Source organism: Mesorhizobium sp. M7A.F.Ca.ET.027.02.1.1 (assembly GCF_004022985.1).
Taxonomy (GTDB): Bacteria; Pseudomonadota; Alphaproteobacteria; order Rhizobiales; family Rhizobiaceae; genus Mesorhizobium.
In genome coordinates, this window is sequence record NZ_RZOL01000048.1 from 1 (window position 1) to 24,784 (window position 24,784).

The 24,784-nt window shown below is 63.1% G+C and carries 27 protein-coding genes; 15 read left to right on the forward strand and 12 right to left on the reverse strand.

The features are described from left to right. Nucleotides 1-265 precede the first annotated feature (265 nt). From purB to EN749_RS08320, 3 genes are all read right to left on the reverse strand, one after another. Nucleotides 266-1,573: an adenylosuccinate lyase gene (gene purB / locus EN749_RS08310; protein WP_128362910.1), complete on the reverse strand. Its 1,308-nt coding sequence runs from the start codon at nucleotides 1,571-1,573 to the stop codon at nucleotides 266-268. A 59-nt stretch (nucleotides 1,574-1,632) separates the two neighbouring features. Beyond that, the gene (locus EN749_RS08315) at nucleotides 1,633-2,046 is read right to left on the reverse strand and encodes a hypothetical protein (RefSeq protein WP_128362911.1); all 414 of its coding nucleotides are present in this window, start codon (nucleotides 2,044-2,046) and stop codon (nucleotides 1,633-1,635) included. Nucleotides 2,047-2,153: 107 nt separating this feature from the next. After that, entirely contained in the window at nucleotides 2,154-2,879 is a 726-nt protein-coding gene (locus EN749_RS08320) for a DUF2259 domain-containing protein (protein WP_128362912.1), read from the reverse strand. Nucleotides 2,880-3,006: 127 nt separating this feature from the next. On the opposite strand from EN749_RS08320, the gene EN749_RS08325 reads away from it, so the two are divergent. After that, nucleotides 3,007-3,261 (forward strand): DUF2171 domain-containing protein, encoded by a 255-nt coding sequence (locus EN749_RS08325; RefSeq protein WP_127269889.1) that lies wholly within the window; start codon nucleotides 3,007-3,009, stop codon nucleotides 3,259-3,261. A 9-nt stretch (nucleotides 3,262-3,270) separates the two neighbouring features. On the opposite strand, the gene EN749_RS08330 is transcribed toward EN749_RS08325, so the two are convergent. Together EN749_RS08330 and EN749_RS08335 are read right to left on the reverse strand one after the other, a co-directional pair. Beyond that, complete coding sequence (locus tag EN749_RS08330; RefSeq protein WP_128362913.1) at nucleotides 3,271-4,296, reverse strand: P1 family peptidase; 1,026 nt, start codon at nucleotides 4,294-4,296, stop codon at nucleotides 3,271-3,273. Beyond that, a complete protein-coding gene (locus EN749_RS08335; RefSeq protein ID WP_128362914.1) occupies nucleotides 4,296-5,369 on the reverse strand; it encodes an ABC transporter substrate-binding protein in 1,074 nt (357 codons plus the stop codon). The genes EN749_RS08330 and EN749_RS08335 overlap by 1 nt, the downstream gene beginning before the upstream one ends. Before the next feature lie 178 nt (nucleotides 5,370-5,547). Here EN749_RS08335 and EN749_RS08340 point away from each other — a divergent pair, with 178 nt between their 5' ends. Genes EN749_RS08340 through EN749_RS08370 form a run of 7 tightly spaced genes read left to right on the forward strand, consistent with a single transcriptional unit; the run spans nucleotide 5,548 to nucleotide 11,889 of the window. Beyond that, a complete protein-coding gene (locus tag EN749_RS08340) occupies nucleotides 5,548-6,075 on the forward strand; it encodes a flavin reductase (RefSeq protein WP_095791541.1) in 528 nt (175 codons plus the stop codon). Further along, nucleotides 6,072-7,001, forward strand: a complete 930-nt coding sequence (locus EN749_RS08345) for a MoxR family ATPase (RefSeq protein WP_023810354.1) — start codon at nucleotides 6,072-6,074, stop codon at nucleotides 6,999-7,001. Before EN749_RS08340 ends, EN749_RS08345 begins: the two co-directional genes overlap by 4 nt. A 3-nt stretch (nucleotides 7,002-7,004) precedes the next feature. Then, nucleotides 7,005-8,249 (forward strand): VWA domain-containing protein, encoded by a 1,245-nt coding sequence (locus EN749_RS08350; RefSeq protein WP_128362915.1) that lies wholly within the window; start codon nucleotides 7,005-7,007, stop codon nucleotides 8,247-8,249. A 60-nt stretch (nucleotides 8,250-8,309) separates the two neighbouring features. Continuing rightward, nucleotides 8,310-8,648, forward strand: a complete 339-nt coding sequence (locus EN749_RS08355) for an XdhC family protein (RefSeq protein ID WP_013532112.1) — start codon at nucleotides 8,310-8,312, stop codon at nucleotides 8,646-8,648. A 6-nt stretch (nucleotides 8,649-8,654) separates the two neighbouring features. Beyond that, the gene (locus EN749_RS08360; RefSeq protein ID WP_128288659.1) at nucleotides 8,655-9,359 is read left to right on the forward strand and encodes an XdhC family protein; all 705 of its coding nucleotides are present in this window, start codon (nucleotides 8,655-8,657) and stop codon (nucleotides 9,357-9,359) included. Beyond that, nucleotides 9,356-10,966 (forward strand): molybdopterin-binding/glycosyltransferase family 2 protein, encoded by a 1,611-nt coding sequence (locus EN749_RS08365; RefSeq protein WP_128362916.1) that lies wholly within the window; start codon nucleotides 9,356-9,358, stop codon nucleotides 10,964-10,966. Before EN749_RS08360 ends, EN749_RS08365 begins: the two co-directional genes overlap by 4 nt. A 32-nt stretch (nucleotides 10,967-10,998) precedes the next feature. Further along, nucleotides 10,999-11,889 (forward strand): alpha/beta fold hydrolase, encoded by an 891-nt coding sequence (locus EN749_RS08370; RefSeq protein WP_128362917.1) that lies wholly within the window; start codon nucleotides 10,999-11,001, stop codon nucleotides 11,887-11,889. Nucleotides 11,890-11,918: 29 nt separating this feature from the next. Here EN749_RS08370 and EN749_RS08375 read toward each other — a convergent pair whose 3' ends face one another. Next, entirely contained in the window at nucleotides 11,919-12,971 is a 1,053-nt protein-coding gene (locus tag EN749_RS08375) for a DUF1176 domain-containing protein (RefSeq protein ID WP_128362918.1), read from the reverse strand. A 137-nt stretch (nucleotides 12,972-13,108) separates the two neighbouring features. On the opposite strand from EN749_RS08375, the gene EN749_RS08380 reads away from it, so the two are divergent. Next, a complete protein-coding gene (locus EN749_RS08380) occupies nucleotides 13,109-13,615 on the forward strand; it encodes a DUF1993 family protein (protein ID WP_127396334.1) in 507 nt (168 codons plus the stop codon). A gap of 55 nt (nucleotides 13,616-13,670) precedes the next feature. Here the strand turns inward: EN749_RS08380 and EN749_RS08385 are convergent, their stop codons facing one another. Continuing rightward, nucleotides 13,671-13,835, reverse strand: a complete 165-nt coding sequence (locus EN749_RS08385) for a hypothetical protein (protein WP_023706483.1) — start codon at nucleotides 13,833-13,835, stop codon at nucleotides 13,671-13,673. A 413-nt stretch (nucleotides 13,836-14,248) separates the two neighbouring features. Between EN749_RS08385 and EN749_RS08390 the strand changes: the two genes are divergently transcribed. The 3 genes from EN749_RS08390 (at nucleotide 14,249) to EN749_RS08400 (ending at nucleotide 17,204) form a co-directional block, all read left to right on the forward strand. After that, the gene (locus EN749_RS08390; RefSeq protein ID WP_128362919.1) at nucleotides 14,249-14,704 is read left to right on the forward strand and encodes a hypothetical protein; all 456 of its coding nucleotides are present in this window, start codon (nucleotides 14,249-14,251) and stop codon (nucleotides 14,702-14,704) included. A gap of 115 nt (nucleotides 14,705-14,819) precedes the next feature. After that, complete coding sequence (locus tag EN749_RS08395) at nucleotides 14,820-15,887, forward strand: aldo/keto reductase (RefSeq protein ID WP_128362920.1); 1,068 nt, start codon at nucleotides 14,820-14,822, stop codon at nucleotides 15,885-15,887. 51 nt (nucleotides 15,888-15,938) lie between these two features. Further along, nucleotides 15,939-17,204, forward strand: a complete 1,266-nt coding sequence (locus EN749_RS08400; protein ID WP_128362921.1) for a cysteine desulfurase-like protein — start codon at nucleotides 15,939-15,941, stop codon at nucleotides 17,202-17,204. Nucleotides 17,205-17,219: 15 nt separating this feature from the next. Here EN749_RS08400 and EN749_RS08405 read toward each other — a convergent pair whose 3' ends face one another. The 5 genes from EN749_RS08405 to EN749_RS08425 are packed head-to-tail and all read right to left on the reverse strand — an operon-like array spanning nucleotide 17,220 to nucleotide 22,737. Further along, on the reverse strand, nucleotides 17,220-18,248 hold the full coding sequence (locus EN749_RS08405) for a histone deacetylase family protein (RefSeq protein WP_127810628.1): 1,029 nt from the start codon (nucleotides 18,246-18,248) through the stop codon (nucleotides 17,220-17,222). Then, on the reverse strand, nucleotides 18,245-18,760 hold the full coding sequence (locus EN749_RS08410) for a GNAT family N-acetyltransferase (protein ID WP_128288662.1): 516 nt from the start codon (nucleotides 18,758-18,760) through the stop codon (nucleotides 18,245-18,247). The genes EN749_RS08405 and EN749_RS08410 overlap by 4 nt, the downstream gene beginning before the upstream one ends. A gap of 12 nt (nucleotides 18,761-18,772) precedes the next feature. Then, on the reverse strand, nucleotides 18,773-19,702 hold the full coding sequence (locus EN749_RS08415; protein WP_127810627.1) for a 3-keto-5-aminohexanoate cleavage protein: 930 nt from the start codon (nucleotides 19,700-19,702) through the stop codon (nucleotides 18,773-18,775). A 10-nt stretch (nucleotides 19,703-19,712) separates the two neighbouring features. Further along, on the reverse strand, nucleotides 19,713-21,092 hold the full coding sequence (locus tag EN749_RS08420) for an aspartate aminotransferase family protein (protein ID WP_127810626.1): 1,380 nt from the start codon (nucleotides 21,090-21,092) through the stop codon (nucleotides 19,713-19,715). Between the two features lies 1 nt (nucleotide 21,093). Then, the gene (locus EN749_RS08425) at nucleotides 21,094-22,737 is read right to left on the reverse strand and encodes a N,N-dimethylformamidase beta subunit family domain-containing protein (RefSeq protein WP_127810625.1); all 1,644 of its coding nucleotides are present in this window, start codon (nucleotides 22,735-22,737) and stop codon (nucleotides 21,094-21,096) included. Between the two features lie 155 nt (nucleotides 22,738-22,892). Between EN749_RS08425 and EN749_RS08430 the strand changes: the two genes are divergently transcribed. The 3 genes from EN749_RS08430 to EN749_RS08440 form a co-directional block, all read left to right on the forward strand. Then, a complete protein-coding gene (locus EN749_RS08430; protein WP_127269873.1) occupies nucleotides 22,893-23,141 on the forward strand; it encodes a ParB N-terminal domain-containing protein in 249 nt (82 codons plus the stop codon). Nucleotides 23,142-23,354: 213 nt separating this feature from the next. Next, nucleotides 23,355-23,840, forward strand: a complete 486-nt coding sequence (locus EN749_RS08435; protein WP_127269871.1) for an SRPBCC family protein — start codon at nucleotides 23,355-23,357, stop codon at nucleotides 23,838-23,840. A gap of 43 nt (nucleotides 23,841-23,883) precedes the next feature. Beyond that, nucleotides 23,884-24,784: alpha/beta hydrolase (locus EN749_RS08440; RefSeq protein WP_145990890.1), on the forward strand; the 901-nt coding region annotated here is incomplete at its 3' end.

Sequence of the window (24,784 nt, forward strand, 5' to 3'; positions counted from 1 at the left end):
CAGGAAACTGGTTCGCCGCAGCGCCGCGCCAACCCAACCGCTTGGCGCTGCCGCGAACCCATCATAAGGGGGAAAACTGTTACCTATCTATCCGGTTCAAACTGTTACCCATCTATCGGCTGGACACCCGGCAGGGCAATGAGGGGCTGCGCCAAAGTCGTGAATTTCTCAAAGCGTGAATGGGTGCGATTGTCGCCGAAGTCGGCACCGCCCCTCATCCGCCTGCCGGCACCTTCTCCTCGTATAGTGACGGGGAGAAGGAAGCTCAGGTTTCTCCAAACACCCGCTTGAAGATCGTGTCGACATGCTTGGTATGATAGCCCAGGTCGAATTTCTCGCGGATTTCGGCTTCAGGCAGCGCTGCGGTCACTTCCTTGTCGGCCAAAAGTTCCTCAAGGAAATCAGCGCCTTGCTCCCACACCCTCATGGCGTTGCGCTGCACCAGCCGGTAGGAGTCTTCGCGCGACAGGCCGGCTTGGGTCAGCGCCAGCATGACGCGCTGCGAATGCACGAGGCCGCGGAACTTGTTCATGTTCTTCAGCATGTTGTCGGGATAGACGAGCAGCTTGTCGACGACGCCGGTCAGCCGTGACAGTGCGAAATCGAGCGTCACGGTGGCATCCGGGCCGATCATGCGCTCGACCGAGGAGTGCGAGATGTCGCGCTCGTGCCAGAGCGCCACATTCTCCATCGCCGGTAGCGCCATCGACCGCACCATGCGGGCGAGGCCGGTGAGGTTTTCGGTCAGCACCGGGTTGCGCTTGTGCGGCATGGCCGACGAGCCCTTCTGGCCCGGCGAAAAATACTCTTCCGCTTCCAGCACTTCGGTGCGCTGCAAATGCCGGATTTCGATCGACAGCCGCTCGACCGACGAGGCGATGACGCCGAGCGTGGCAAAGAACATGGCGTGGCGGTCGCGCGGGATCACTTGCGTCGACACCGGCTCGGGCTTCAGGCCGAGCTTCGCCGCGACGTGTTCCTCGACATAGGGGTCGATGTTGGCGAAGGTGCCGACCGCGCCCGAAATCGCGCATGTCGCTATATCTTCCCGCGCGTGCACCAACCGCTCGCGGCAGCGCGAGAATTCGGCATAGGCCTGCGCCAGCTTGACGCCAAAGGTCGTCGGCTCGGCATGGATGCCATGGCTGCGGCCGATGGTGACGGTGTCCTTGTGCTCGAAGGCGCGGCGCTTGAGGGCGGCAAGCAGGCCATCGATATCGGCGAGCAGGATGTCGCTGGCCCGGGTAAGCTGTACGGCAAAGCAGGTGTCGAGAACGTCGGACGAGGTCATGCCCTGGTGGATGAAGCGGGCGTCCGGTCCGACGAATTCGGCAAGATGGGTCAGGAAGGCGATGACGTCATGCTTGGTGACGCGCTCGATCTCGTCGATCGCCTCGACATCGAATTTTGCCGCCCCGCCCTTTTCCCAGATGGTTTTTGCCGCTTCCCTGGGAATGACGCCGAGTTCGGCCAGCGCGTCGCAGGCATAGGCTTCGATCTCGAACCAGATGCGGAACCGGGTTTCTGGCGACCAGATGGCGACCATTTCCGGCCGGGAATAGCGAGGGATCATCGGTCAGTCCTGACATATCGAGAAGTTTGCCCGCGTCCTAACAGAGGCGAGCAAAATGCTCAACGCTGCTGGCGCGCAAACCAGACGCCCGCGGCAAACAGAGCGATGAAACCAACTGGAAAATAGAGCCGGATGCCCAGCACCACGAACTGATAAAGCGCAATCAACGTCGTGAAGACGAACTGGAGGACCCAGGTGCGGGTGAAAGCAGGCGCATGCCACTCGGCGTAGTAGGAGCGGTACTGCAGGGCAAACAGCCCGGCGGTCAGGCCGATCGTCGCCGCGGCTAGGCACACGAAGGCCGCGGCAAAGGCGACTTCCCAGCGTCTTCCCTGCGAGACCAGCCGCGCCGCGAACAGGCCGATGGGAAAGGCCAGCGCAGCTCCCACTGCAAACAGCGCGGTGACAATCCGGATTTTCGCCGGCGTCTCCCAGTCGTCCAACAACAGGCTGACGAGCGCGCTGGCGCCCATCGTCGTGGCCCATATCAAGGCGCCATAAAACGCAGTGCGCGGCGTCGGTATGGCGCGGCGAAGGCGGTTCAGCGAACGATCGCGCGGGGCGGGTGGGACAAGCGGTGTCACAGGCGGCCGGTCACCGCGATCCAGCGAAAGTCCGGGCCTTCAAAGCCGTATTGGCGCACCGCGATCAGCACGGCATAGGCGCTGAGACTGTCCATCGAAAAGGTATGCACAGCGCCGATGCGGTAGCCGTTCGGGCAACCCCGGCTTTTCGGTATCGACTTGTCCTCGTGCAGCAGCTTGGTCGTGCCGCCATCCTGCGCCTCGATACGCAGCAGCCGGAAGCCGTTGATCTCGCCCTGGCTCTCGCAGCCCTCGGTGTTGTTCATGCCGAGCTCGTCGAGCCGAAACTCGAGCGGTGGGTCGACCGGCGAAAAGATCGGGCGCGGGTTGACTGCCATCCGGTGCGGATCGGCCGAAAGTTCGGTCACCGGGTTGAAGCCGGCGGTGATGCCGCGATTGGCGTCCAACTCGGCCTGACTGACAATGGCTTCGCCTTTTTGCCGGGCCTGAAGGCGCGCCGCATCCAGTTTGGCATTCTCGTCCTCAAGCCGGACCCGGATCGGCGTGCCCTTGAGAAAGCTGTCGGTGCTGGTGTCGATGTAGTAGCGGTTGGCATAGGGAAAACCCGATCCATCCTGCACGCCATATTCCTCGAAAGCAAAGACGCTGCCGTCCTTGGTGAAGCCGAGGATTTCAAGTTCGGCGACATCGCCGGCATGAGCCGCGATCGAGGTGGCAAACTGTGCAAGCAGGCCAACGGCAAACAGAAAGAGCATTCGCATCGGTCTTCACCCCCGTGATCGTCTCAATCCCCTAGCACGCCGAAATCAAAACGTCGTGCGGTGCGAAAGCCGATGCATCCAATCGGCCCGTCATTTGTTATCGTCGGCAGTCCCAATGGAGACCACCATGACCGACACCAGCAAAATTCGCGAGCATATGGAAGTCGTCGGCGCCGACGGCGTGCATGTCGGCACTGTCGACAAGGTCGATGGCCAGCGCATCAAGCTGACCAAGGCCGATAGCGGCGAGGGCGCTCACAAGGGCCATCATCACTATATTCCCCTGAGCCTGATTGCCGAAGTCGACGGCAAGAAGGTCTGGCTGTCGGCGAATTCCGATGTTGCGGTGACCTTCGAGGAAGAAAAGTCCGATCGGGTCTGATTGATCGCTTCACCTCAGGCGTGACGACCAGACCGGAAACAGATCGTTTTCGGCAGGGGTTGCCGCATAGACGCCGCGACTGATGGCGCGCGCCATGGTGGCGCCGGCTGCGGCGTAGAGATCGATCGCCGCATCGGCGGAGAGTTCGATACCGCTCGTGCCGGTCGCCAGCGCGAACACAAGGTCGCCATCGGCCGGTGTGTGCGTCGGCCATATCGCGCGCACGAACCCGTCATGCGCCGATATCGCCAGGCGCTTGGCAGCAGCTTTTGTGAGCACCGCATCGGTGGCAATGACGGCGATGGTGGTGTTGCCGCCGGTCTCCATCTGCCTGCCAACATGCTTGTCGCGGTGTTTCAAAAGAATCCGTTTCGCATCGTCCGGCATCGGCGAGGGATAACCAAGCCCGCCGAATTCGTTGCCGATTTCGAACGGTGCTGCCCAGAAATGGCGGGTTCGGCCTGTGGTCACCGATCCGGTCGGGTTGACGGCGGCCAGCGCACCGAGGGTGACGCCGCTATCCAGCAGCGTCGAGGCGGAGCCGAGGCCGCCTTTTAGCCCCGAGGTCAGCGCGCCGGTGCCGGCCCCAATCGTGCCAAGCTGGAAATCGGCGGTGGCGGTTTGCGCGGCTTCATAGCCAAGCTCGCGGTAGGGCGGATAACGGCCCCAATCCTTGTCGCCGCCATTGCGCAGGTCGAACAGGATCGCCGACGGCACGATCGGCACGCGAAAGCCACCGACCTCCAGGCCGATGCCGCGTTCGCGCAATGCCGCCTGCACGCCGGACGCCGCGTCGAGGCCGAAAGCCGAACCGCCTGAAAGCACGACGGCGTGCACCACATCGACGGAATTGTGCGGTTCGAGCAGGTCTGTCTCGCGGGTGCCCGGCGCGCCGCCCAGGATCTGAACGCCGGCCACTGTCGGCGTGTCGCAAAGCACGGTCGTGACGCCGGACTTCAGGCTGGCGTCGGACGCATTGCCGACGCGCAGGCCGGCAACGTCGGTGATCAGGTTGCGTGGGCCGGTGCGAAACATCAGTTGCTTTCCAAGGGCGCGAAGCGCGTGCCGTCGAAACGGAAGACGCGGTAGGGACTCTGGCTGAGGTCGCCTTTTGCATCAAAGCGGATCGGCCCGATCGCCGTGGTGAAATCCTGTCCGGTCAGGGCCTCCGTCAGCGGCTTGCCCGAGCTTTCGGACAAGCCTGATGCTGCCTTGGCGATTTCGACCGCCGCAAAGGCCGGCAGCGCATAGCCGTCAGGCACGATCTTCTTAGCGTCAAATGCCGCCAGCACTTTTGGATCGGCGACATCGGCCCATTCAGGCAGTGCGATCATCAGCGTGCCCACGGCATAGGGTACATCGCCCGGCGGTGTGCGGAGATTTTCGCCGCCGGCAAAGACGATGCCCGCCTGAAGCTGTGCGGCATCGCGGCCCATGATGGCGATGTCGTCGCCGTCGCCACCGGCAAAGACATGCGTCGCGCCAGCCTTCTTCAGCCGGCCGATCATGCCGATCTGGTTGTCGAGCTGTGGCCGGAACGTGTCGACGAATACCGGTTTCAGCGCTGCCTGTTCGGCCGCTGCCCGCAACGTCTCGACGATCTCACGTCCGTAGATGGTGCCGTCGTCGATAATGGCGAACAGCTCGTTCTGCCATAGATGGGTGAGGGCGGACGCGATGGCGTTGCGCTCATCGTCGCCGCGTGGCCCGAGGCGATAGACCGGCCAGCCGGTCTTGGCGCGGCGGTCGGTCAGGCTTTCGGTCCGTACGCCAATGGTGATGACCGGAATGCCGGCGTCCTTCAGGATCGGCATCGCCGCCTCGATCGCCTCGGTGCAGAGAAAGCCGACCACGATATTGACCTTGGCAGCGGCGAATTCCCTGGCCGCGACAGCGCCACCATCGGCGGTGCAGGCGTCATCCACGGTCTTCAGTTCGATGCCGTTCGCGTCGGCCGCCAGGCCGGTCCCGGCCTCGATCTGCTTGCCGAGAATGGCAGATGGTCCCGATATCGGTGCCGCGACGCCGACGAGCAGCGTCTGGGCATTCGCGGCACTGGCCAGAAACAGCCAGAACAGCGCCGCTATTGTTCTTGTCCTGGGTCGCATTCGAGCGATGGGTCCCTCCGTGCCGGCTCTATGCTCCCGGCACTATGCCGCCAAGACCTAAAGGCTGCACGGCCTTGGTGCAACACGCGAATTTCGGGATATGGCTCAGGCACTTCGCTTGTGGCGGGCTATGTCTGGCCATATATGTCGGTAGGATCCTGACCATGGAAAAATTCCGGTGCTGAAGAAGAACGACATTGGGCCGCAGGCCTATCGCGACGCGATGAGCCACTTTGCCGGCCACGTCCATGTGGTCACCACCGACGGGCCGGCCGGCAAGCGCGGCACGACGGTAATCGCCGCCTGTTCGGTGTCGGACACGCCGCCGACCATCCTGGTCTGTCTCAACCGCGAAAATGCCAAGAATGAGTTGTTCGTGAAAAACGGCAGGTTTGCCCTGAACACGCTGGCCTCGCACCAGGAGCCGCTGTCGGTCGGCTTTTCCGGCATCACCGGCCTGCCGGTCGAGGAACGTTTCGCGCTTGGCGAATGGGATGTGATCTCCACCGGCGCGCCGACCCTGAAAGGCGCGCTTGCCGTGTTCGACTGCGAATTGATCGACACCAAGGATCTGGCCACCCATCGTGTGCTTTTTGGCAAGGTGACAGGTCTGCGTATGGGCGATAATTTGCGGCCGCTGATTTACCACGCCCGCGGCTACCACGTTCTGGACAGCGGAGCGGCGGCGTTCACGGAGAAAGAATGACCGAGCTGAAACCGCGCGCCGCGCCACGGACGATCGACGAGACGCTCGATCTCCTGACCGGTGCAGACTATGTGGCGGACCGGTCGCTGGCGACCGTGCTGTTCCTGTCGTTGCGTATGAAGCGGCCGCTTTTCCTCGAGGGCGAGGCCGGCGTCGGCAAGACCGAGATCGCCAAGGTGTTGGCACAGGCGCTCGGTCGCCGGCTGATCCGCCTGCAGTGCTATGAAGGCCTCGACGTTTCGTCCGCCGTCTATGAGTGGAACTACGCCGCGCAGATGATCGAGATCCGCATGGAGGAGGCGGCCGGCAAGGTCGAGCGCTCCGCCATGGAGCGCAACGTCTTTTCCGAAAAATACCTGATCCGCCGCCCGGTGCTCGATGCGCTGACCGGAAAGACGGGCGCTGCCCCGGTTTTCCTGATCGATGAGCTCGACCGCACCGACGAGGCCTTCGAGGCCTTTCTGCTCGAAATCCTGTCCGACTTCCAGGTGACGGTGCCCGAACTCGGCACCATAAAGGCGGAAGAACCGCCGATCGTCATCATCACCACCAATCGCACCCGCGAAATCCACGATGCGCTGAAGCGGCGCTGCCTCTATCACTGGGTCGACTATCCCAACGCCGAGCGCGAACTCGAGATCGTGCGCCGTAAGGTGCCGCAGGCCAACCAGCGGCTTTCGGCCGAAGTGGTCTCCTTCATCCAGAAGCTGCGCCAGATCGAATTGTTCAAGGTGCCTGGCGTCGCCGAAACCATCGACTGGGCCGGCGCGCTGACCGAACTCGACAAGGTGGCGCTCGATCCGGAAACCGTCTCCGACACGATCGGCGTGCTGTTGAAATACCAGGACGACATTGCCCGCATCGAACAGGGCGAAGGCCGGCGCATCCTCAACGAGGTGAAGGCCGAGCTTTCGGCGGCGGAGTAGGCGATGCCGCGCCCCGAACCGAAAGAGGCCATGCCGCACGGGCGGATTGCCGACAACATCGTCTATTTTGCCCGCACCTTACGCAAGGCCGGCATGCGGGTCGGGCCGGCCTCGGTCAAGGACGCCATCGAGGCGGTGCTCGCCGCCGGCATTGGTTCGCGCGACGATTTCTACTGGACGCTGCACGCCGTGCTGGTGTCGCGGCATGAGGATCACGCCACTTTCGACGAAGCCTTCCGGCTGTTCTGGAAGTCGCGCGAACTGATCGAGAAGATGCTGGCTATGTTTTCGCCGGTGGCACCCGACACCAGGGAAAAGCAGAAGCCACGCGCCGCTGAAAACCGGGTCAGCCAGGCGATGTTCGAGGGCCACCAGAAGAACCAGCCGCCACAGGAAATTCCCGAGATCGAGGTCGACGCCCGCTTCACTTTTTCCGGCAACGAGGTGCTGCGGGCCAAGGATTTTGCCCAGATGAACGCCGCCGAGATGGCCGACGCCAAGAAGGCGATCGCGCAGTTGCGGTTGCCTTTCGACATGGTGCGGACCCGGCGCTTCAAGGCCGATGCGCATGGCCGCCGCATCGATCCGCGCGCCATGATGCGTTCGGCTGCGCGCACCGGCGGCGAACTGATTCTGCCGAAATTCCGCTCAGCCCGCGAAGTTCATCCGCCTTTGGTGGTTCTGGCCGACATTTCAGGCTCGATGAGCCAGTACACGCGCATCTTCCTGCATTTCCTGCATGCGCTCACGGAAAAACGCCGGCGCGTGCACACGTTCGTTTTTGGCACAAGGCTGACCAATCTGACCCGGCAGATGCGCCACCGCGATCCCGATGCAGCACTTGCCGACTGTTCTGCGGCGGTCAAGGACTGGTCGGGCGGCACCCGCATCGGCGACACACTTGCCGAGTTCAACCTGATATGGTCGCGGCGCGTGCTGGGGCAGGGGGCGGTCGTGCTTCTGATCACCGACGGGTTGGAGCGCGACGATGTCGACGGCCTGTCGGAGGAAATGGAGCGCCTGCACAAATCCTGCCGGCGTCTGATCTGGCTGAACCCATTGCTGCGCTTCGACGGCTTCCAAGCGCGCGCCCGTGGCGTCAAGGCGATGCTGCCGCATGTCGACGAGTTCCGCTCGGTGCACAATCTCGATGCGCTGGCCGATCTCTGCGCGTCATTGGACAAGAAGTCGGCACAATCCGTCGATCCGCGCCGATGGCTGGAAGCTGGCGCGAGGCACGCCGCATAACCATATCTTTCCCACCCGGAAAACAGATCCCGAGAAAAACAGACTTCTGGAGAAACGGTCATGGAAAACAGCATTTATCTGGATGAGGCCCGCGACCCGCTGATCATCGCGGAGGGCTGGATGAAGGACGGCAAGGACGTGGCCATCGCGACAGTGGTCGAGACCTGGGGATCGGCGCCCCGACCTGTAGGCAGCCATCTGGTCATTGATGCCGACGGCAATTTCCACGGCTCCGTTTCCGGCGGCTGCGTCGAAGGCGCTGTGGTCAGCGAGGCCATCGACGTCATCGACAGCGGCAAGGCCAGGATGCTGGAGTTCGGTGTTGCCGATGAAACCGCATGGCAGGTCGGCTTGTCCTGTGGCGGCCGCATCAAGGTGTACGTGGAAAGACTGGGCTGATCTCGGATGGATCCCTACGCCTTAAAAATTTTGAACGCCGAACGACGCGCTCGCCGCGCGGCGATCCTGGTCACCGATCTCGGTGACGGCCGCGACCGGATTGTGCGCGAGGGCGATCAGGTCGCCGGCGATCTCGGCGCTGCCATCGCCAGGGCGTTTCGCACAGGCAATTCCGGTTCGGTCGAGGCCGAAGGGAGGACTTTCTTTCTCAACGCGCATCTGCCGCAGCCACGCCTCGTGGTGATCGGCGCCGTACACATCAGCCAGGCGCTGGCGCCGATGGCGAAGATCGCCGGCTATCCCGTGGAGATCATCGATCCGCGCACCGCTTTCGCTACGCCGGACCGCTTTCCCGACGTGGCGCTCCATGCCGAATGGCCGGAGGATGTGCTGAAGCGCCAGCCGCTCGACAGCTACACCGCACTTGCCGCCGTCACCCATGATCCGAAGGTCGATGATTTCGCGCTGAAGGCCGCGCTCGACGCCAACTGTTTCTATGTCGGGGCGCTCGGCAGCAGGAAGACGCATGCCAAGCGGGTCGAACGCCTGCTGGCGCTGGGCGCGAGCGCCGATCAGATCGCCCGTATCCATGCGCCGATCGGGCTCGACATCGGTGCTGCCAGCCCGGGAGAGATCGCCGTTGCGGTGTTGGCCCAGGCAATCCACGCCTTCCGCTCGCGCGGTCTTGATGCCAAGGGCGCGGCGGCGTGAAATTCGGCCCGATCCCGATCGAGACCGCGGAAGGCGCGGTGCTGGCGCATTCGACCACCGCCGGCGAACGCCGCTTCCGCAAGGCGCACAGGCTGAGCGCTGAAGATGTGGCGCTGCTGCGGGCTGCCGGCATTTCTGAGGTCGTTGCGGCCGTGCTGGCCGTCGACGACCTCGGCGAGGATGCCGCCGCGCAGACGATCGCCGAGAGCATGACCTTTCGCGGGATCGAAGTCAGGCCTGCCGCGACCGGGCGGGTCAATCTCCATGCCAAGGCGCCGGGCATCTTCACGGTCGATGCCGCTGTCATCGATGCCATCAATGCCATTGATCCCGCCATCACCATCGCCACGCTGGCGCAGCATGCGCCGGTCGAGAAAGGCCAGATGGTCGCGACCGTGAAGATCATTCCCTTCGCGGTCAGTTCAGCGCTGGTCGACGCTGCGACGAAAATCTGCGCCGCAGGCGAGATCTTTGCCGTCAATGCCTACCGGCCCGTGCGTGTCGGCGTCATCCAGACGGTTCTGCCCGGCATCAAGCCTTCCGTCCTCGACAAGACGCTGCGCGTCACGGAAGCGCGGCTGGCGCGCACGGGCGGCAGGCTGACTGCGGAGCGCCGCACGCCGCATGAGATCGCTCAGGTGGCGGAGGCCACGGCTTCGCTGGCGCGCGACAACGACATGGTGGTGATCTTCGGCGCTTCGGCGATGAGCGATTTTGCCGATGTCATTCCCGCGGCGATCGAGAAGGCGGGTGGTGCAGTCATCCGCGCGGGCATGCCGGTCGATCCCGGCAATCTGCTGGTGCTCGGCACGCTCGATGGCAAGCGCATCATCGGCGCGCCCGGCTGCGCCCGCAGCCCCAAGGAGAATGGTTTCGACTGGGTGCTGGACCGGTTGATCGCTGGCCTCGACGTGACGGCCAGGGATATTGCCGCCATGGGGGTCGGCGGGCTGTTGATGGAAATCCCGACACGGCCGCAGCCGCGCGAACCGCTGTCGGCCAAAAGCCAGCTCAAGGTCGGCATCGTGCTGCTGGCCGCTGGCCGCTCAAGCCGCATGGGCGGGCCGAACAAGCTTTTGGCGCTGTTCGACGGCAAGCCGCTTGTGCGCCGCACCGCCGAGCGGGCGCTCGGCTCGAAGGCGTCCGGCACTGTCATCGTCACCGGCCACCAGCGCGAGCGGGTGCGCGCTGCGCTGGCGGGCCTCGACGTGACCTTCGCTGACAATCCCGATTTTGCCGAGGGCCTGTCCACCTCGCTGAAAGCCGGCATCGCCTATCTGCCGGAAGATTCCGCCTGCGTGATGATCGTTCTCGGTGACATGCCTGATATCACGTCCGATGATCTCGACAGATTGATCGATGCTTTCCGCAAGGCCGGCGGCAATGCGGTGGTCCGCGCCTCGCATGACGGCAAGCGCGGCAACCCTGTGCTTTTGCCGCGCTCGCTGTTTCCGGCGATCGCCCATCTCGAAGGCGACACCGGCGCGCGCCATCTGGTCGAGACCGAAGGGCTCGATGTCATCGATGTCGAAATCGGCGCGGCGGCGTCAGTCGATGTCGACACACGCGAGGCACTCGAAGGCGCCGGCGGCGTGCTGCAGGATTGACAAACCCAAGGCGAATTACGCATGCCTTGGGCATGTCTATTCGCTGCCAAATTTTCTGTGCCTTTGCAGTCGCGACCGCGTTGCTGTCTTCGGCCGCGCAAAGCCAGACGCTGTCCCTAAAACCCTTCAAGGACGATCTCTTCGCCTATCCGCCCACGCTGTCGTCTGACATCAACGGCACCTACACGGTCATCGACTACCGCGAGATGCGCGACATCAACCAGCGTGACCAGGTGCCGGAGCGGCGGGTGAACGCCCAATACACCGACACCAGCGTCCGCAAGATGCAGCAGGATCTGTTGCTGAAGACCGATGCCGGCGATGTCAGGCATGTCGCCGTCGGCAAGACCGAGGGCGCCGGCATCATCGTGGTTTATCTGCACGGGCAGGGCGGCAGCCGCAAGCAGGGTGTCGACGACTTCACATTCGGCGGCAATTTCAACCGGCTCAAGAACCTGATGGCCGGCAATGGCGGCCTCTATCTCAGTCCTGATTTCCCCGATTTCGGCGATACGGGAGCGGCGCAGGTGGCGGCGCTGATCGGTCATTATGCCGAACAGTCGCCAGGCGCGAAGATCTTCGTCGCCTGCGGCTCTATGGGCGGCGCGCTGTGCTGGAAGCTGGCCGCGCGCAAGGACATGGGCGGCCGCATCAACGGCCTGCTGCTGCTCGGTTCGCTGTGGGATGAGAGCTTTTTCACCAGCCCGGCCTTCAAGCGCCGCGTGCCGGTCTTCTTCGGCCAGGGCAGCCATGACGTGGTCTACCCCGTGGCAAAGCAGGAGGCGTTCTTTCGCTCGATCCTGACCAAATCGAAGACCTATCCGACCCGCTTCGTCCGCTTCGAGACCGGCACCCATGGCACTCCGATCCGCATGACCGACTGGCGCGGCACGCTCAACTGGATGCTGTCGAAGGCGCCCTGATCGACGCAGCCTGCAAGCTCGTGTGACGCTCAGGGCGCCGTGTTGTAGTCGATGACAGTCTCGGGATTTTGCTCGCCGTCATAGGACGCATCGACGTCATACTGGACCAGCGAGAAATTGCCATTGCGGAACAGATACGTCCCTGCGTCGGACGCATCGCCGATGCCGCGCCACTTGTTGAACGTGGTGATCGTGTGGGCAGCCTCGTCATAGGCGGAATTGACTGCCCAGCCCGACGTCTGGAAACCGACGATACTCATGCCCAGCAATTTGCCGTTGCTGTCATTGTTCTCGTAGCGGATGTCCATCTTGGGCTCGGCGAACTGCAACTGCTGCACGCCCGACACGTCGTCGGTCATGTAGTAGATCGAGCTTTCATTGTAGGCCGCGGCCGAGCAGGAAAAATGGAACAGCCGCGTCTCCTTGTCGGGATCGCCGGGCTGCGCATCCTTGTCCTTGTATTTAATCGAAAAAACGGTCGGCTCATTGGCAAGGAACTGCTTGTCGCACTGGTCGCCATAGGTTGCCAGAAAGGCCTTCTTGGCCTGCTCCAGTGCGGTGTCTTTCTTTGGCGGTGGCGGCCCGTCGCCGCAGCTTGGTGGCAGCGCCTCTTCGAAATCGGCGGTGGAGGGTTTTAGCGCGCCTTTTTCGATATGGATTGGATCGAAGGGCGGCCCCGCCTGGATCTGGGCATTCACCTGGCGCAGCGTATAGCACCCGGCAAAGACCTTTTCGCCGCCAGCCTTGTCCGTCGCGCGGATGGCGACGGGGACGTTGTAGAAAATGCTGCCAGCCGCGCCTTCGTCGGAAACCGTCCCGGTCTGGACTTCGACCTTGTCCGTCCCATCATAGCCCTTGACGAAACTATCGAAATCCTTTGCCGGCTTTGTATCGCCGAAATACCCCCATGCGCGGGCGAATTCGTGCCGGCTGATGGCGCTGTACAGCGAACGGACAACCGCGTCGGCGCTCGACCGATCGTCGATATAGGGTGCTTCGGGGGCATCGTCGGCAGCCAATACCGTCTGGCCGATCGGTGCCAGGGAGAGAAAGGCAGTCGCTGCGAAAAGGGCGCGTCTCATCGGGAACCTCCGCTCGATAGAGGATTCTACGACGGCGATTGCGGCAACGTGGTGACGCAGGCTCGACGGACTTGAAGAATCGCGCGCGAAGGCGCTACGTCGCGTCCGCCGGCGTTCGGCCGGACAGGAGATTTGACGTGACGATATCGATGTATGAGGCGTCCGTGCCGGTGTTTTCGGCCAGGCTGAAAGCGCTTTCCGATGTGCTGGCGACCGCCGAACAGAATGCGCTTGACCGCAAGATCGACCCGCAGGTGTTTCTGACGGCGCGGCTCGCGCCAGACATGTTCGCCTTGACCAGGCAGGTGCAGATCGCCACCGATCATGCCAAGGGCGCGCCGTCACGGCTCGCCGGCCGCGAAGTGCCGAAATATGAGGACAACGAGGCGAGTTTTGCCGATGTCCAGGCTCGCATCACGAAGACGCTCGACCTTCTGGCGACTTTTTCGGCTGCCGAGTTCGACGGCTCCGACGACAAGATCATCGAGCTGAAGCTTGGCGGACGGGAAAGTTCGATGCCCGGCCTGCAGTATCTGCTGCATGTGGCCATGCCCAACTTCTATTTCCACCTCACCACGGCCTACGACATTCTTCGCCACAATGGCGTGCCGTTGGGCAAGGCGACGTTCCTGGGATCGCGCTAGGGAATTGAGTTTTTTGGAGATGTCCCGGATCGATCCGGGACATCTCCGGAAGTACCTAGCGAACGGACATTTCGCGGGCGATGCGGGGGAAGTCGGCCGGCTTGATACCGATGTCGGCACGGTCGGCATTGCTCATCGAATGAAGCAGCGCGAGCGCCGAGCGGTATCTCAGATGCTCCTGCGGCCGCGGCCGGGCGAACATTTCAGTGAAGAAACCCATGATTCAAGCCCCAAATTGGTCCTCCACGCCAGCCAATATAGGTGAATCGTGACAATTGTGCAGTGCAGCATTTGCATACCTGCCATGTCTTGGCGAATTTTTGTCTTGGCGAATTTTTTCGCCATTTTCTGCAACCCGGCGAAACTTTTGGCCGGTGCGTATCGTAGCCTCGAATGCTGGCTACATGGCCGGTTTTTCCTCGCCACTCCTGGCGAATTCCGGACTGCGTGAAAATGCAGTCCGGCTTTTGTTTTTGGGATTGCGGTGGGTGAAGCGGTAGACGAGGCGAAGGCTAAATTCGTTAAGATCGGTGCCATGCATTTTTAACGAGCCGGTTCTATGCTTTGATACCCGAATGGTCGGGCGAGGGGGAGGCTGACATCGCTACTGGCGCCAAGCGGGATTTCGCTTCGTTGCTCGACGACCTCTTCATCGCCCCCGACAAGAATGGCGAGGGCGAAGAGGCCGGCGCTCGTCCATCCATCCCGTTTGACTATCTTTCGGTGGCCGATGAACTCCATTCCGGCCGCATCAAGGTTTCCGCTGCCGAATATCGCGAGGCGGGCGCGGATCTGGCGACGGAATTCGCCGCCTTGCTCGATCATGCCAAGCCGGCTCTCGCCGGCGAAGAGCCAAAGCCCGAGGAAAAGCTGCCGCCGATCGATCCCGAAGCCATCGCCGTCGAACTTGGCCTCGATCAGCCCAAGCAAATCGCCGACTTCAGCCGCATGCGCCGCCGCTTTGCCTTTGCCAACCATCCCGACCGTGTCGCCCCGCATTTGCGCCAGCGCGCCATGATCCGAATGCAAGTGGCCAATATGCTGATCGACGAGGCCAAGCGCCGTGCACTAGCCGGTGCTCGCCGCTAACCCGGCTGGTTCACGCAAAAGTCGGTCTGGCGAGGCTTGGAGAGCGGCTCTGCTTTGCCTATAGATGCGGCTTCCTCCGCGCAGTCGCGCCAGCCTTCCTCCGGAGCCGAATTTCATGCACAAACGCCGTCTCGGTCGGACCGATCTTCTTGTGACCCAGATCTGCCTGGGCTCCATGACCTGGGGCCAGCAGAACACCGAGGCCGAAGGCCACGCCCAGATGGACCTGGCTTTCTCGCGTGGCGTCAATTTCATCGACACCGCTGAGCTCTATCCGATCCCGCCCAAGGCGGAGACGCAGGGACGGACCGAAAGGATCATCGGCAGCTGGATGAAGGCCAAGGGCAACCGCGACAAGGTGATCCTGGCCTCGAAGGTCGTCGGCCGCACGGCCAACGCATGGTTTCGCGGCGACAGGCCGTCGCAACTGGTGCGCGCCGATATCTTTGACGCCATCGACAAGTCGCTGGCCAAGCTCGGCACCGACTATATCGACCTCTATCAGATCCACTGGCCGGAGCGGGATATCCCCTGGGGTGCCAATCCGACGCGCGTCGGCGCCGTGTCGCCGCGCGCCGATTCCGTCGGCGCACCGGCCGACGAAACACCGATCGCCGAGACGCTTGGCGTCTTCGACGAACTGGTGAAGGCTGGAAAGATCCGCCATTTCGGGCTGTCGAACGAGAGTTCCTGGGGCGTGATGCGGTTCCTTGCCGAAGCCGACAAGGGCATCGGCCCGCGCGTCGCGTCGATCCAGAACGCTTACAATCTCGTCAACCGCACTTTCGAGGTAAACCTCGCCGAGGTCTGTGAGCGCGAGCAAGTGTCGTTGCTGCCCTATTCGCCGCTGGCCCAGGGCTATCTCACCGGCAAATACGACCATGGCGCGCGACCGCAGGGGTCCCGCTCGCAGCTGTTCAATCGCGGCCAGCGCTACGAGACGCCAGGTGCCGCTGAAGCGCAACTTCAGTACAATGAGCTGGCGCGCTCCTTTGGCCTGGAGCCGGCACTGTTTGCCAATGCCTATGTCTCGAGCCGGCCGTTCGTAGCCTCCAACATCGTCGGCGCAACGACGCTTTCGCAGCTCGACATGGCGCTGTCTTCCGTCGACGTCACCTGGACCGAAGAAATGCAGAAGGCGGTGGACGCGATCCACCAGCGGGTCGGCAATCCCTGTCCTTGAACAGGTCGTCAGTCTCCGAATACTGAATGAGCACAATGGGAGCGGGCAGCAATGAATTTTCCAGTCGAGGCAGTGCGTGAAAAATTTCCGGCTCTCTTCCTGACCGACAAGGGCCGCCGCCGCATCTATCTCGATAACCCTGCCGGCACGCAGGTGCCACAGGCGGTCGCGGACGCCGTGTCGCGCTGCCTTTTGACCACCAATGCCAACCTTGGCGGCTATTTCGAAACGACGCTTGCCGCACAGCAGGTCGTTGATGAAGCGCACCAGGCCATGGCCGATTTCCTTGGCTCGGCGAGCCCTGAGGAAATCATCATCGGCGCCAACATGACGACGCTGACCTATCACATGTCGCGCACGCTCGGCCGCACGATGCAGCCCGGCGACGAGATCATCCTCACCCGCATGGACCATGAGGGCAATGTGTCGCCCTGGCTGCAGCTGGCCGAGGATCTCGGGCTCGTCGTGCGCTGGCTGCCGTTCGACGAAAAGAGCTGGCAGGTCGAAGAGGCGACGCTGGCTGGTCTGCTTTCCGAGAAGACACGGCTGGTCGCGTTGAACTACGCCAGCAATTTGACCGGCTCGATCAACCGGGTGAAGGCGCTGACCGCCATAGCCAGGAATGCCGGGGCCCTTGTCTATGTCGACGCCGTCCAGTTCGCGCCGCATGGCCTGATCGACGTGCAGGAACTCGGCTGCGATTTCCTGATCTGTTCGGCCTACAAATTCTTCGGCCCCCATATGGGCATATTGTGGGGCCGGCGCGACGTCATCGACGACCTGCAGCCCTACAAATGCCGCTGCTCGTCCAACGGCTTGCCGGAGCGGTTCGAACTCGGCACGCCGCAGATCGAGCTGATGGCCGGCCTCACGGCCGCGGTCGATTACTTTGCCGACCTTGGCGCGGCGGCGGGCGAGGGCGGTTCAAGAAGGCAGAAGATTGCCAAGGCGTTTGCGGTTTCGATCGCCTATGAAAACCCGCTGGCGCAACAGCTGATCGATGGCCTGTCCGATATCGAGGGCCTGACCATCCGGGGCATTACCGATCCGAAGCGGCTCGGCGAGCGCGTGCCGACGGTTTCCTTCACCGACGATGGCATCGTGCCCGAAACGATCGTGCGGCAGATGAATGCCGAAAACATCTTCCTGTGGTCCGGCCATAACTACGCCTGGGAGATCGTCCACCAGCTCGGCATTCCAGCCGAGCATGGCGTCGTGCGTATCGGCATCGCCCACTACAACACTGCAGCCGAAATCGACGAGACGCTGGAGAGCGTACACCGTGTGATCGCCATGCTCAGGCAGCAGCGCTCCTGACGCTGGCTTGAGCATTCACCGCGTCTTGCCGCCGAAGCCGGTGAGGAACGCAGTCAGATTGTCGCCGAGTTCGTCGCAGAGATAGCCGCCTTCCTGGACGATGACCGTCGGCAGATCGAGCTTGGCGATAGCCTCGCCGATGCGCGAGAAGCCAGGCGTCGTCACCGAAAGTCCGCCGAACGGATCGCCCTCGAACGCGTCGAGGCCGAGCGCAACGACCAGCGCGTCCGGCGAAAAGGCCCGGATGCGCTGGAACGCCACCTCGAGCGCCTCGAGAAACGCCGCGTCGGCGGATTTGCGCGGCAGCGGCAGGTTGAAATTGTAGCCGAGGCCGGGGCCTTCGCCGCGCTCGTCGGCATGACCCCAGAAGAACGGATAGAAGCGCACCGGATCGGCATGCAGCGAGACGGTCAGCACATCCGGCCGTGCGTAGAAGATGCCTTGCGTGCCGTTGCCGTGATGCAGGTCGACATCGAGGATCGCCACCCGTGCGGCCTGCTTACGCAGAACCTGCGCCGCGACGGCCGAGTTGTTGATGAAACAGAAGCCGCCGGCGACATCGGCAAAGGCGTGGTGGCCGGGCGGGCGGCATAGCGCATAGGCGGCCGGCGCGCCTGACATCACCGCCTCGGCCGCGTCGACCGCGCTCCAGGCGCTCCACAGCGCGCTTTGCCAAGTCTCGCCCGAGATCGGGCAAGCAGTATCGGCCATGTGGTAGCCGGCCTGGCCGACTGCCGAGGCCGGGTAGGAGCCGTTGCGCGCGATCGGATGGATGTTGGGGATCACTTCGGCCGAAGCGCCCTCGATGCGCTGCCAGCGCGTGTAGATATGCTCGAGGAAATCAAGGTATTCGGGCGTATGCACAGCCGCGACCGGGCCGAGCCCATGATCCCGAGGCCGCTCGATCGTGCAGCCAGCATATTTTGCGCCGGCTAACAATCTCTCCACGCGCTCCGGCTTTTCCGGATTGGGCTGTGCCGCACCGCTTGACAGAAAGGCCTTGGGGTCGTGACGCTTCTGTTCCTCGGCATAGAAGGCTTTCATTCCGGATCCTCGTTTTGGGGCGCATCGGCGAAGGCAAAGAACGCCTCGCCGATGATTTTTTGGGTCTGCTCATAGCTCGACCAGGCGATGCCCAGCCTTTCATAGAAGGTCTTGGCACCTTCATTGTCGGTGTCGACCGACAGTCGGAGATAAACGCCGCCTTCGTTCCGGCACTGCGCCGCAACGTGCCGCAGCAGCCGCTCGCCGATCTTGCGGCCGCGAAAACGATCCTCGACATAGAGGTCCTGCACATAGACTCCAGGCCGCCCCATCCAGGTTGAAAAGATCGGAAAATGCAGGCAAAGCCCGGCAAATTCCCCGCCGACTTCGGCGATCAGGGTCGAAAAGGCGGGTTTTTCGCCAAAGCCGTACATTCTGAGATCGTCGGGTGTGGAGATGATTTCCTCCGGCGCACCGATATGCGTGCCGAGCTTCAGGATCGCCGCGTGGATGGTTTCGACGTCTTCGATCCGGCCGGGGCGTAAGAGGACGTCATTGGATGTTGGATTGATCACGGTCGTCTCTCAAAACGCCACCCGGTCGCCGCCCTTGAGCGCCAGCATGTCGCGTGCTTCGGTTGGCGTTGCAACCTCCAGCGACAGCCCGTCGAGAATGCCACGGATGCGGCGCACCTGATCGGCATTGGATTTCGCCAGCTGGCGGCCGTCATAGAGACTGTCCTCCAGCCCGACACGGACATTGCCGCCCATGGCCGCCGCGATCGAGATCAGCGGCATCTGCTGACGGCCGGCGGCCAGCACGGAGAACTGGTAGCTGTCGCCGAACAATTTGTCGGCGATCCGCTTCATATGGACGAGATTGTCGGGATCGGCGCCGATGCCGCCCAGAATGCCCAGCACGAACTGGATGAACAATGGGCCAGACACCAGCCCTCGGTCGCGGAAATGCGCCAGCGAGTAGAGATGGCCAACATCGTAGCATTCGAATTCGAAGCGCGTGCCGCAGCCCTTGCCCAGCCTCTCCAGCACGCCCTCCATATCGGCAAACGTGTTCTTGAAGATGGTGTCGCGCGTCGCTTCGAGCAGCTTCGGCTCCCATTCGTGCTGCCATTCCCTCGGCCTGTCGAGCATCGGGAACAGCGCGAAATTCATCGAGCCCATATTGAGCGAGCACATTTCGGGTTCGGCCCGCAAAGGGGCTGCCAGCCGCTGATCGAGCGTCATCAGCGACGAGCCACCGGTGGTGATGTTGATCACCGCATCGGTCGCCTGCTTGATGCGCGGCAAAAACTGCATGTAGACGTCCGGATCGGCGGTCGGGCGGCCATCCCTCGGGTCGCGGGCGTGCAGATGCAGGATCGAGGCCCCGGCTTCCGCAGCGGCGATCGCCTCAGTGGCAATCTGGTCCGGCGTCACCGGCAGATAGGGCGACATCGACGGCGTGTGCACCGAGCCGGTGACGGCGCAGGTGATGATGACTTTTCTAGGCGCCATCTTTGTCGCCTCAGCCTTCGACCGGCAGGTCGAGTTCGGCAGCCAGCGACTCCAGCGAGTCGCCGATGATGGAAACGATCTCGCCGACCTGTTCGCTGGTGACGATCATCGGCGGCGCGACCATGAAATTGTCGCCGTCGACGCCGCCCTTGACCCTGCGGCCATAGATGATCAGCCCGCGCTCATAGGCGAGGTCGAGCAGCCGCTGCGTGGCTTTCTTGGTCTGGTCGATCGGCCTCAGCGTCTCTGGATCAGCAACCATCTGGGCGCCGGTGAGCAGGCCCTTGCCGCGCACGTCGGCGATGAACGGAAACCGCTTCGCCAGCCCCTTCAGCTCGTCCATCAGCACGTCGCCCATTGCGGCCGCATTGGCGATCAGGCCAAGCCGGTCCATTTCACCGAGCACGGCAAGCCCGGCGGCGCAGGCCAGCGGATTGCCGGCATAGGTGTGGCCGTGCTGGAAGCCGCCGGAGTCAAGCAGCGGCTGCACCAGCCGCATCGGGGCGGCGAGCGCGCCAAGCGGCGCATAGCCCGAACCCAGCCCCTTCGACAGCGCGACGATGTCGGGCTTGCAGTTCCAGTGGTCGCCGCCGAGGAATTTGCCGGTGCGGCCGGCGCCGCTCATCACCTCGTCGTGGATGAGCAGGATGCCGTAGCGGTCGCAGATCTCGCGGATGCGCGGGTAATAGCTGTCCGGCGCGACCAGTGCCGCGGTCGCCGCACCGCCGATCGGCTCCATGATGAAAGCGACCACGCTGTCTGGACCTTCCGCAAGAATCTTCTCCTCCAGCATGTCGGCATAGCGGATGCCGCGCTGGTCCATCGAGAGGTTGTCGCGGTCGCGCCAGGCATTCGGCGCCGGCACGGTCGGCATCGCCCGCATCATCGGCTCGAACGTTTCGGCCAGCGCATCGTCGCCGGTGACCGAGAGCGAACCCAGCGTGCCGCCATGATAGGAGGGGAAGCGGGTGATCACCTTCCAGCGGCTGACCTGGCCGGTGGCGACGGCCCATTGCCGCGCCAGCTTGATGCAGGATTCGGTCGCTTCCGAGCCGCCCGAGACGAAGAAGATTCGGTCCATGCCTTCCGGCAGCTTGCCGGCCAGTTCGCGTGCCAACTCCTCGGCCGGCTCGTTCTCGAAATGCAGCCGATAGGCAAAGGTGGCGCGGTCCATCTGCCGCTTCATGGCATCCAGCACATTGCGGTTTGAATGGCCGATATTGGCAACCATCGGGCCGCTCGAGCCGTCGATGAAGCGGCGGCCATCCTGCGTCCACATATAGATGCCCTCGGCACGGTCGATCAGCGGCCGGCGCAGGCTGGACAGATAGAACAGATGCGAGTCTCGCCGGGCGTCAGTGGCTTGCGTGGCGGTCTGGACTTTCGACATGTCAGGACTTTCCGAGATAACGATCGAGGACATTTTTTGTGACGCGTTCGACCATCGGGTCCTGTCTTAGCAGGCCGGCGACCCATTCGCAGGTTCCGGCGTGGAACACCTCGCCCTTGCCGCGCGGGAAATTGACGATCATGCCGTTGCCGCGTTTGACCTTTTCCAGATTGGCGTCGCTCGCCTCGCCGAACAGCGTCTCGGCGGTGAAGCGGCCGTCTTCGTCGGTGAGAAACTGGTCCTCGATCGGGATATCGGCGCTTTCCTCGACCTGGCTCGCCATGGCGACGGCGAGAACCTGCAAGCCGTCTGGCGCGCCGCTGGTAGCGGTCGGGTAGGGCAGGCCGCCGCGTATCTCGAAGTCGAGCCCGTCGACCTCATAGCCATAGACATGGCTGTCGGCGCCCAGCAGGTCACCATAGTAGATGCCGGTGCCGGCAAAGGCCCAATGCTCGGGCCTATAGACCGGAAAACCACGCACGCCGCGCGGCGCGCAGCCGCCCCAACCGGTATAGACCCCGCGCGTCGCGTTGAGCCCGAAGGTCGCCGAACCCGGCCGGCCGATTTCCGGCGCTTCCCAGGAATTGGTGGCGCGGGTGACGTCGCCGCCTGGGAGATAGGCGGGGTCTTCGGCACGCGAGCGATATTTGTAGCAGACCTGCCGGCGGGCCTCGTCTTCCAGCCGCGTCTGCCACATGAAATTGCCGGCAAAGCGCGCCGCATGGCCGCCGCGCTCGACATAGGCGTCGACGGCGTCGCGCATTTCCCAGGTCCAGTATTCATCATGGCCGACGAAGACGGCGCAGTCGTAGCCGTCGAGAATTTCGGGCGAAAAATGGAGATCATGCTGGCTGGCGAGATCGACTTGATAGCCGGCCCGCTCGGCAAAGCGGAAGAAGTGGCTATCGTAGCTCGCCCAGCCCGACGAGGCGTACTTTTTCGAATGGCCGGTGGCGAGCGCCCATTCCATATGCGGATAACGCGGCACCGTCTTCGGCGGCACGGCGACTTCCAGCGGCACACGCGGCGCATCTTTCGGCAGCACGACGAAGCCGCGGCACCAGGGGCGTTGCGTCGACACGATGGGCGAATACTGGTTGCGGTCCGGCCCGGTGATGCCCTGGTAGTGGTTGGAGCCGCCCCAGGTGTTGTAGGCCAGCCAGGTGCCCGTCGCCGCCACCTGCAGCACACGGCCGGGTTTACGGCCCGGCTGCGGGCTGACGATGAAAATATGGTGGTATTGGATCGGCTTGCCGTCGCGCCCGTCTGCGGTCAGCGTGACCCGATAGGCTCCGGACGGCCAGTCGTTCTCGACACGGAATTCGAGCGAAGCGTCCCAGCCGCAGCCTTCAGCCGAACATTGTTCCGGACTTTCCTGCCAGCGTGCTGCGATGCCCGATTTCTCGAACACTTTGGTTTCGCTGCCGCCATCCCGGATGATTGTCATGCCGAACGTCGCAGCTGTCGAGCTGACATGCAAGGCCACAGTCTCTCCGGCGCGATAGGAAAACCGGTCGCTGTAGCACCAGATCTCGCCGCGCTCGCCATCCATCCCCGGCCATTCGTAATAATGGCCACGCACCGCGTGGCGGCGCTGCTCCGGTGTCAGTCCGAAATCGGGGAATTCGGTCGGCAGATGGGTCATGAACACCTGAAAAGGTCGAGGGCCGCCATTTCGGCGATCTGCCGGTCACGCGTCAAATAGAAACGATCGGGCCAGCATTCGTTAGCCGCACCCTTGGCCGCCTCCATCAAACGGACTATCTCAGGGGAGGCGGCGTTTCCGCCACGGGGGTCGGAATGCTCAGAGTGCAAAAGGTCAAGGTCGACGAGATCTACGTGCCGACGGCGCGCAAGAAGACGCTGCATCCCGAGACCGTCCGCCATCTGGCCGAGGACATCCTGGAAAACGGCATGAAGACGCCGATCCAGGTCCGCCATGACGGCAAGCGCCACATCCTCGTCGAAGGCCTGCACCGGCTGGAGGCGGCAAGGTGGCTCGGCGAGACCGAGATCGAGGCTTATCTGGTGCAAGCCAAACGCCACTGACACGTCCGGTTTCTCGGCGCAGAGGTTTTTATCGCTTCGTCATCCTCGGGTCTGCGCTGCGTCGCTGCGCTCCTGCTTCGCCCATTGATGACGAAGGTGGGTGACGTCTCGGCCCATCGAGACGGTGTCGACATTTTCTTTGCGGGCGATGTCGGTTTGCGGTTCATCGGCTCGTCCTTGGGACGGAAGCCAGATCAAACGCAGGATGCCATCATGACCATCAAGCTCGACATCGCCCCCACCAACGACCGTGAACTGGTTCTCGCCCGCATCATCGATGCACCGCGCGAAAACGTCTATCGCTGCTGGACTGACCCGAAACTGATTACGCGCTGGTTCTCGCCAAAGCCGTGGACGACGCCTCGCGCCGAGATGGATGTGCGCACCGGCGGCTCGAGCCTTGTCGTCATGGCTAGCCCGGACGGCAACGAATTCCCCAACCCGGGAGTCTTCCTCGAAGTCGTTCCCGGCAGGAAGATCGTCCTCACCGACGCCTACACAGAGGCTTGGCAGCCTTCGGAAAAGCCGTTCATGACCGTCGCGCTGACCTTCGAGGACGAGGGCAATGGCAAGACCCGCTACATCGCTCGGGTCAGGCACTGGAGCGTCGCCGACCGCGAACAGCATGAGAAGATGGGTTTCCACGAGGGTTGGGGACAGTGCGCCGACCAGCTCGAAGAACTCGCCAAAACGCTTTGATCCGCATGACGCTCTGATACCGGCATGACGAGAGGAGATCGATATGTCCAAAACCCTGTTTTTCGCCATTCTTGCTTCGGTTGCAGCGCTCGTTGGCTGCCCAGGCACCACCGATGCGGAGGAGACAAAACCCGCCATGACGACTGAGACGAACGCACTGCCGAAGCCGGAAAAGTCCGGCCTGCTGCCGATCAACGGCCTGAATTATTATTATGCCATCTATGGCAAGGGCGAGCCGCTGCTTCTGCTGCATGGCGGTCTCGGCACCACGGATATGTTCGCGCCGATCCTGCCGAAACTTGCCGAAAACCGCACCGTCATCGGCGTCGACCTGCAGGGTCACGGTCGCACCGCGCTGGGCGACCGCCCATTCACCGTGGAGGCGATGGGCGACGACATGGCCGCCATCGTCAAGGCGCTCGGTTACGATCAGGTCGATGTCATGGGCTATTCGCTGGGCGGCGGCGTCGCCTTCCGCATGGCCGTCCAGAATCCCGAAGCGGTGCGCCGCCTCGTCCTGGTATCGACCGGCTACGCCACGGACGGCTTCTATGACGAGATGCGTCCCCAGCAGGCACAGGTGAGCGCGGCCGCGGCTGAGTTCATGAAGGAGACGCCGATGTACAAATCCTACGTCGCCGTGGCGCCGCATCCTGAGGAGTTCCCGAAGCTCCTCGATGCGCTGGGCGGCTTCATGCGTCAGAACCGCGACTACGCGGCCGACGTCGCCAAGCTGAAGATGCCGGTCATGCTGGTCTATGGCGACAGCGATATGTACAAGCCCGAACACGAGATCAAGTTCTATCAGATGCTCGGCGGCGGGCTGAAGGATGCCGGCTGGATGCGCGAGAACCTGTCGCAAAACCGCCTGGCGATCCTGCCCAACCGCACCCACTACGACACTTTCTTCGCCCCCGAACTGACGGCCGCCGCGCTGCCGTTCC

Coding starts and splice junctions, on each gene's coding strand:
- purB (WP_128362910.1), bottom strand. CDS start 1,573: ATGATCCCTCGCTATTCCCGGCCGGAAATGGTCGCCATCTGGTCGCCA.
- EN749_RS08315 (WP_128362911.1), bottom strand. CDS start 2,046: ATGGGCGCCAGCGCGCTCGTCAGCCTGTTGTTGGACGACTGGGAGACG.
- EN749_RS08320 (WP_128362912.1), bottom strand. CDS start 2,879: ATGCGAATGCTCTTTCTGTTTGCCGTTGGCCTGCTTGCACAGTTTGCC.
- EN749_RS08325 (WP_127269889.1), top strand. CDS start 3,007: ATGACCGACACCAGCAAAATTCGCGAGCATATGGAAGTCGTCGGCGCC.
- EN749_RS08330 (WP_128362913.1), bottom strand. CDS start 4,296: ATGTTTCGCACCGGCCCACGCAACCTGATCACCGACGTTGCCGGCCTG.
- EN749_RS08335 (WP_128362914.1), bottom strand. CDS start 5,369: ATGCGACCCAGGACAAGAACAATAGCGGCGCTGTTCTGGCTGTTTCTG.
- EN749_RS08345 (WP_023810354.1), top strand. CDS start 6,072: ATGACCGAGCTGAAACCGCGCGCCGCGCCACGGACGATCGACGAGACG.
- EN749_RS08350 (WP_128362915.1), top strand. CDS start 7,005: ATGCCGCGCCCCGAACCGAAAGAGGCCATGCCGCACGGGCGGATTGCC.
- EN749_RS08355 (WP_013532112.1), top strand. CDS start 8,310: ATGGAAAACAGCATTTATCTGGATGAGGCCCGCGACCCGCTGATCATC.
- EN749_RS08360 (WP_128288659.1), top strand. CDS start 8,655: ATGGATCCCTACGCCTTAAAAATTTTGAACGCCGAACGACGCGCTCGC.
- EN749_RS08370 (WP_128362917.1), top strand. CDS start 10,999: ATGTCTATTCGCTGCCAAATTTTCTGTGCCTTTGCAGTCGCGACCGCG.
- EN749_RS08375 (WP_128362918.1), bottom strand. CDS start 12,971: ATGAGACGCGCCCTTTTCGCAGCGACTGCCTTTCTCTCCCTGGCACCG.
- EN749_RS08385 (WP_023706483.1), bottom strand. CDS start 13,835: ATGGGTTTCTTCACTGAAATGTTCGCCCGGCCGCGGCCGCAGGAGCAT.
- EN749_RS08395 (WP_128362920.1), top strand. CDS start 14,820: ATGCACAAACGCCGTCTCGGTCGGACCGATCTTCTTGTGACCCAGATC.
- EN749_RS08400 (WP_128362921.1), top strand. CDS start 15,939: ATGAATTTTCCAGTCGAGGCAGTGCGTGAAAAATTTCCGGCTCTCTTC.
- EN749_RS08405 (WP_127810628.1), bottom strand. CDS start 18,248: ATGAAAGCCTTCTATGCCGAGGAACAGAAGCGTCACGACCCCAAGGCC.
- EN749_RS08415 (WP_127810627.1), bottom strand. CDS start 19,702: ATGGCGCCTAGAAAAGTCATCATCACCTGCGCCGTCACCGGCTCGGTG.
- EN749_RS08420 (WP_127810626.1), bottom strand. CDS start 21,092: ATGTCGAAAGTCCAGACCGCCACGCAAGCCACTGACGCCCGGCGAGAC.
- EN749_RS08425 (WP_127810625.1), bottom strand. CDS start 22,737: ATGACCCATCTGCCGACCGAATTCCCCGATTTCGGACTGACACCGGAG.
- EN749_RS08430 (WP_127269873.1), top strand. CDS start 22,893: ATGCTCAGAGTGCAAAAGGTCAAGGTCGACGAGATCTACGTGCCGACG.
- EN749_RS08435 (WP_127269871.1), top strand. CDS start 23,355: ATGACCATCAAGCTCGACATCGCCCCCACCAACGACCGTGAACTGGTT.